General features: G+C 75.6%; 4 protein-coding genes and 1 pseudogene. 4 read left to right on the top strand and 1 reads right to left on the bottom strand.

Annotated elements, in window-relative coordinates:
• Positions 1–43: 43 nt before the first annotated feature.
• Entirely contained in the window at positions 44–640 is a 597-nt protein-coding gene (locus IG94_RS0121200; protein WP_031039154.1) for a histidine phosphatase family protein, read from the bottom strand.
• Between the two features lie 204 nt (positions 641–844).
• Here IG94_RS0121200 and IG94_RS0121195 point away from each other — a divergent pair, with 204 nt between their 5' ends.
• From IG94_RS0121195 to IG94_RS38765, 4 genes and pseudogenes are all read left to right on the top strand, one after another.
• Entirely contained in the window at positions 845–1,834 is a 990-nt protein-coding gene (locus IG94_RS0121195; protein ID WP_031039151.1) for a phosphatase PAP2 family protein, read from the top strand.
• Positions 1,731–3,008, top strand: coding sequence for a hypothetical protein (locus IG94_RS0121190; protein ID WP_052410785.1), 1,278 nt, complete (start codon positions 1,731–1,733; stop codon positions 3,006–3,008). The genes IG94_RS0121195 and IG94_RS0121190 overlap by 104 nt, the downstream gene beginning before the upstream one ends.
• Entirely contained in the window at positions 2,999–4,663 is a 1,665-nt protein-coding gene (locus IG94_RS0121185; RefSeq protein ID WP_031039147.1) for a hypothetical protein, read from the top strand. The genes IG94_RS0121190 and IG94_RS0121185 overlap by 10 nt, the downstream gene beginning before the upstream one ends.
• Positions 4,660–6,067: pseudogene (locus IG94_RS38765) on the top strand (AAA domain-containing protein). Before IG94_RS0121185 ends, IG94_RS38765 begins: the two are co-directional and overlap by 4 nt.
• The last annotated feature ends 109 nt before the right edge of the window (positions 6,068–6,176 follow it).

Below are 6,176 nucleotides of genomic sequence, written 5' to 3'. Positions count from 1 at the left end.
CCCGGGGCACCCCGAAACCCGCCCCCGCCAGGGCACCGCCCCGTCACCCCACCAGATGCCCCACATCGTTCCAGCTCTCCACCGCCGGCTCCCCGTACGCCCACCCCAGCACGGACAGCGACGTCGGGTTCAGCCGGATCCGCGCCCCGAACGACACCGGCAGCCCCAGCCACCGCGCCCCGATCGCCCGCAGAATGTGCCCGTGGGCGAAGACGAGCACGTCCCGCTCCGCCTCCCGCGCCCACGCGACCACCTCGTCCGCGCGCGCGGTGACGTCCGCCACGCCCTCCCCCTCCGGCACACCGTCCCGCCAGATCAGCCACCCGGGCCGGACGGCCTGGATCTGGTCCGGCGTCATGCCCTCGTACGCCCCGTAGTCCCACTCCATCAGCGTGTCCCACGCGCGGGCGCGCTCGCCGAAGCCCGCCAGCTCGCAGGTCTCGGCGGCCCGCACCAGCGGGCTGGTCCGCACCTCGACGCCGTCGAGGCCGTCCAGCGGCGCGCGGTGCAGCCGCTCGCCGAGCAGCTTGGCGCCGCGCCGGCCCTCCTCCAGGAGCGGTACGTCGGTCCTGCCGGTGTGTCTGCCGGACAGCGACCACTCCGTCTGTCCGTGCCGGGCCAGCAGGATGCGCGGTGCCATGAAGAGGCCTTTCCGGGAGATATGTCTGAGGGGACGCCTCCATCATTCCGTACCGTCCGTGCGGGCAACCCGGGGGGCGCGGCCGGCGTCTATCCGGTCCGAGGGCGCTTCGCGGAGCGGAGGCGGGGAGGCCGTAGAGTGGCTCGCCCGTGTCCGTACAGGCGCGCGAGTCAACGAGCAACGAGAAGGGGGAGGGCGATCGGATTGCCGCACACCGAGACACCGGGCACCGAGGCGGCCCCGAAGACTCGGCTGCGCTGGTGGACCGAGCTGCCGCTCATCCTCCTCGTGTACGCCTGCTACTCCGCCGGGCGGCTGCTGGTGCGGGGCGACGTCTCCGACGCGGTCGACCACGGCCTGGCCATCCTGGACATCGAGAAGGCCCTCTTCCTCAACGCCGAGCACCCGCTCAACCGCCTGTTCACCAGCGAGCCCTGGATCGGCGTGCCGGCGGACTTCTGGTACGCGTCGCTGCACTACCTGGTCACCCCGGCTCTCCTGATCTGGATCTTCCGCTCCCGCGCGGTGCACTACCGGGCCGCCCGGACCTGGCTGATGACGTCCACGTTCATCGGCCTCATCGGCTTCACGCTCCTGCCGACCTGCCCGCCCCGGCTGCTGGACGCCGGTCACGGCTTCGTCGACACGATGGCCCAGTACAGCTCGTATGGCTGGTGGGGCGGCGAGGCGAGCGCGCCGCGCGGCATGGGCGGGATGACCAACCAGTACGCGGCGATGCCGAGCCTGCACGTGGGCTGGGCACTGTGGTGCGGGGTGATGCTGTGGCGGTACGGCGGCACGCGCACGACGAAGGTGGCCGCCGTCGTCTACCCGCTGGTCACCACGATCGTGGTGATGGGCACGGCCAACCACTACTTCCTCGACGCGGTCGCCGGAGCCGCCGTGATGGGCGCCGGGCTGCTGCTGACGCCGTACGTGATGCGGGTCGCGGACCGGGCCCGGGCGCGGCTCGTGGCCCGTTTCGCACCGGCCGCCGGTGCCGCCCCGGCCACCGTCGCCACCGCTGCCACGTCCGCCCCGGGCGGCGCGGGTTCCCCGATTGTCAGTGGCAGATGCCAGACTTCCACGGGTGAGCGATTCCCACGGCAGCGAGAGCAGCGGTTCGGTCCAGGAGACGAGCCGGACCCCGCCCCCTCGGACGCGGGGGACGAGACTCCGGCACCGGCTCGCTGAGCTGCGCGGTCCCGACGTACCGGCCAAGGCGCTGGACGCCCGCGCCCTGGCCGCCCTCGCCGCCAACCCCGGCTGCCGCCGCCGCGCGATCCTCGACGGCGCCGGGGTGGACAAGGCGGCGCTCGCGTCCGCGCTGGGCTCGCCGTCGGCCTTCGGGCAGTCGCAGTTCGCCCTCGTACGGGGCAACGCCTTCGAGGCACGGGTCAAGGCGGACGGCGGTGCCGAGCTGCTGCGGCTGGTGCACGAGAAGCTGGACCGGGGTGCCGAGCCGCCCGCCGACGCCCGGGTGCCCGACCTGTCCGCGACCGGCCCCGAGGGCCGCACGGCCCGGACGGCGCTGGCCCTGCGCGAGGCCGCCGGCGCCCCCGGCACCTGGACGCTGCTCGACCATCCGATGCTCGCCCTGGACGTCGCCGGTTCCCCCGCCTTCCTGGAACCGGACGCCGTGGTGGTGCATCCGGACGGCAGCTGGACGGTCGTCGAGATCAAGTCCTTCCCGATGCTGGACGGTTCCGCCGACGCGGCGAAGGTCGGTGCCGCCGCGCGGCAGGCCGCGGTCTACGTGCTGGCCCTGGAGCGGGTGGCCGCCCGCCTTGACCCCGCCCCGCGCGTGCGCCACCGGGTTCTGCTCGTCTGCCCGAAGGACTTCTCCAACCTGCCGACCGCGTCCGCCGTCGACGTGCGCAAGCAGCGCGCGGTCACCGACCGCCAGCTGGCCCGGCTGACCCGCGTCGAGGACATCGCCGACGCGCTCCCGGAGGGCGTCTGCTTCTCGCCGGGACTGCCGGCTGAGGAGCTGACGGCGGCGGTCGAGGCGGTCCCGGCGACGTACGCGCCGGAGTGCCTGTCCGCCTGCGAGCTGGCCTTCCACTGCCGCGCCCGGTCCCTGGCGGACGGGGCCGTGACCAGCCTGGGCCGCCCGGTCCGGGCGGAGCTGGGCGGGCTGTCGACGGTCGAGGACGTACTGGCCGCGGCCCGTGGGGAGTACGGCGACCCGGACGACCCGGCGGTGGCCGCGCTCCGCAGGGCGGCCCGCCTGCGCACGGAGGCCATGGCCACGACGGGCGCCGGGACCACCCTCGCCGGAACCGCCGAAGGGGCCCGTACCGGTGCCGCCGAAGGGGCCCGTACCGGTGCCACCGGAGTCAGCGAGGTGCGGCCCGGATGTCGCTGATCACCACGCTCGCCCGCCTGGAGGCCGTCCGCTCGGGACATGCCCAGCCCGCCGCCACCGTCCGGCACCGGCACCTGTCCGACCGCCCGCTGGTCTTCGTGCCGCTGATCACCGCCGGTGAGGCCGGTGCGCCGCTCGGCGCGCTGGTGGGCACCGACCGCGACGCGCCGCACCTGCTGGCCGTGCCGCAGCCCCGCGACCGCGATCTGCGCTTCGCGTTCCTGGCCGAGCTGGCCGGCATCGTGCTGCCGCACGTCGAGGCGTACGCCGACAGCGTCGAGGCCGCCGAGCGCAGCGAGACCGACCCGGAGACGGGCAAGCGGGTCAAGGTCGAGGTCGACCTGTGCGCGGACGCCGCGCAGCTGGTCGTGCCGAGCCGTGCCGGCATCGACTTCGTCCGGCTGCTGGGCCGCTCCATGCGCTTTCGGCGTACGGCGGAACAGGACCCGGAGACGCCGCATCCCGCGCCCCCGCGGGTGCCGCTGCTCGGCCGCTGGCTGACCCATTACGGCGAGCGGGCCCGGGTCCCCGGCTCGTCCCTCCTCCTGGCCATGACCGACCTGCTGGGCCGCCACTGGGCGAGCGGGCAGTCCACGCTGGAGGACCAGCACCTGGGCGCCCTGCTGGCGTGGATCGCCCCGGACGGCGGGCATGGGGACGAGGGGTACCGGGACGACGGTCCGGGCGGCGGGGCGCCGACCGGCGCGCAGGCCGCGCGCCGCGCGGAGCTGGCCCGCGACGCCGCCGGCCAGCTGCTCTGCCCGCCCGCGGGCCCGGCGACCGACCCGGCCTTCGACAACAAGCTGCTCGCTCCCGCCATCGAGCGCTACGACCGGGCCCGCACCGCGCTGGCCGCCGCCGAGGACGGCCTGGAGGCCGACGACCGGCTCGGCGCGCTCACCGCCGCCGAGCGGGAGATCCGCGCCCTGGTCGAGAGCCGCACGCGCCCCACCTGGGACGCGGTGTGGCGGGGCCTGGACCTGCTGCGCGCACTGCCCGCCGGGGCGCATGTCGACGAGCGCTGGACCCGCGACCGCTGGTCGTTCACCTCGCACCGCGACCGCATCCTGGCGGGCGAGCCCCCGCAGCCGCGCCGCGACGACGCGGTGACGGCGGCGAACAAGCTGGCGACGCGCGAGCGCGAGCAGGCCCGCCTGGAGGCGCAGGAGGCGCTGGACGATCCGCTGGTGATGGCCGGGCGGCGGCTGTCCGGGGAGGCGTTCGCCGGTGAGGTGGTCGACGTGGTGATGGCGTACAGCGAGAGCAGGCGCCCCAGCCCCCGCCCGCTGGTCACCGTCCGCACGGACGACCGCCCGCACCTGGCCGAGCGCGCGAAGGTCTACCGCGCGCTGAACGGCAAACCGCAGACGGCCGAGTACGTCGGCCCGGCGCTCTCGTCCCCGGACGGCGACCCCGACGACGGAACAGTGCTCCTGCGGATCACGGACAAGATGGGCCGCGGCAAGGAGCCGGAGCCCGGGTCGGTGCCGGAGAAGGGCGATCTGCTCTGCTTCACCCTCTTCGAGCACGAGCAGCGGGGCGGCGCGAAGCTGCCCGACCCGGAGCAGACGCCGTGGACGCACGGCGGCCCGCCCGGTGAGACGGCCGCCGCGGCGGAGGCCGCCGACGCGCAGACCGAGGAGGACGTCCTGTGACCGCCGAGACCGTCGCCGCGACCGACGCACCCGCTGCCCCGGCGCCGGCGACCTTCGACCCGGGTGCCGAGGCGGCCCGCGCCACCGCTGCGATCCTCCACGACACGCTGCACGGCACGGAGCGCGGCGTCGTCGTGGACTCCCCGCCCGGCGCCGGGAAGTCCACGCTCGTGGTGCGGGCGGCACTGGAGCTGGCGGAGGCAGGCCGGCCCCTGATGGTGGTCGCGCAGACCAACGCCCAGGTGGACGACCTGGTCCTGCGCCTGGCCGAGAAGAACCCGGACCTCCCGGTGGGCCGCCTGCACAGCAGCGACACGGACCCGTACGACAAGGCGCTCGACGCGCTGGCGAACGTACGCAAGTCGGCGAAGGCCGGCGATCTCGCCGCGCAGACGGTGGTGCTGTCCACGGCGGCGAAGTGGGCGCACGTGAGGGTGGACGAGCCGTGGCGGCACGCGATCGTCGACGAGGCGTACCAGATGCGCTCGGACTCGCTCCTCGCGGTCGCCGGGCTCTTCGAGCGCGCGCTGTTCGTGGGCGACCCGGGCCAGCTGGACCCGTTCGCGACGGTGGGCGGCGAGCAGTGGGCGGGCCTGGCCTACGACCCGTCGTCCTCCGCCGTGACGACCCTCCTCGCCCACAACCCCGACCTCCCCCAGCACCGCCTCCCGGTCTCCTGGCGTCTCCCGGCGTCGGCGGCGCGCCTGGTCTCGGACGCGTTCTATCCGTACACGCCGTTCCGCAGCGGCACGGACCACGGCGACCGGGCCCTGGCCTTCGCGGCGCCGTCGGACGGCTCGGGCCCCGACCAGGTGCTCGACGAGGCCGCTGCCTCGGGCTGGGGCCTGCTGGAGCTGCCCGCCCGGCACACCCCGCGCACCGACCCGGAGGCGGTGGGGGCGGTGGCGGCGGTGGTCCGGCGCCTCCTGGACCGCGAGGGCACGACCACCTCCGAACGCTCGCCGTCCCCCACTCCCCTGACCGCCGCCCGCATCGCCGTCGGCACGGCCCACCGCGACCAGGCGGCGGCGGTCCGCGCGGCGCTGGCCGACCTCGGCGTGAGCGACGTGACGGTGGACACGGCGAACCGGCTCCAGGGCCGGGAGTACGACGTCACGGTCGTCCTCCACCCGCTCTCCGGCCGCCCCGACGCCACCGCCTTCCACCTGGAGACCGGCCGCCTGTGCGTCCTCGCCTCCCGGCACCGCCACGCGTGCATCGTGGTCTGCCGCGAGGGGGTGGACGCCCTCCTGGACGACTACCCGTCCACGGAACCGGTCCAGCTGGGGGACGGAGTCCGGCACGCCGCCGCAGGCGGCCAATGAGCACAGCCCGGACGGCTGGGAGGCCAACCACGCGGTACTGGCGCACCTCGCGGAGCACCGGGTGGCCTGGCACCCCTGACCGACCCCACCGCCGCCCGCCCGGAGGGCCCCGACTGCCACGCCCCCACCCGCCGGACGGAGTCCGGCACGCCGCCGCAGGCGGCCAATGAGCACAGCCCGGACGGCTG

Origin of the sequence: Streptomyces olivaceus (assembly GCF_000721235.1) — a bacterium.
In the GTDB taxonomy this organism is placed as follows: Bacteria; Actinomycetota; Actinomycetes; order Streptomycetales; family Streptomycetaceae; genus Streptomyces; species Streptomyces olivaceus.
Note: the sequence above shows the minus strand (reverse complement) of the source record. Positions and strands in the feature narration are given on the sequence as shown.

Coding starts and splice junctions, on each gene's coding strand:
- IG94_RS0121200 (WP_031039154.1), bottom strand. CDS start 640: ATGGCACCGCGCATCCTGCTGGCCCGGCACGGACAGACGGAGTGGTCG.
- IG94_RS0121185 (WP_031039147.1), top strand. CDS start 2,999: ATGTCGCTGATCACCACGCTCGCCCGCCTGGAGGCCGTCCGCTCGGGA.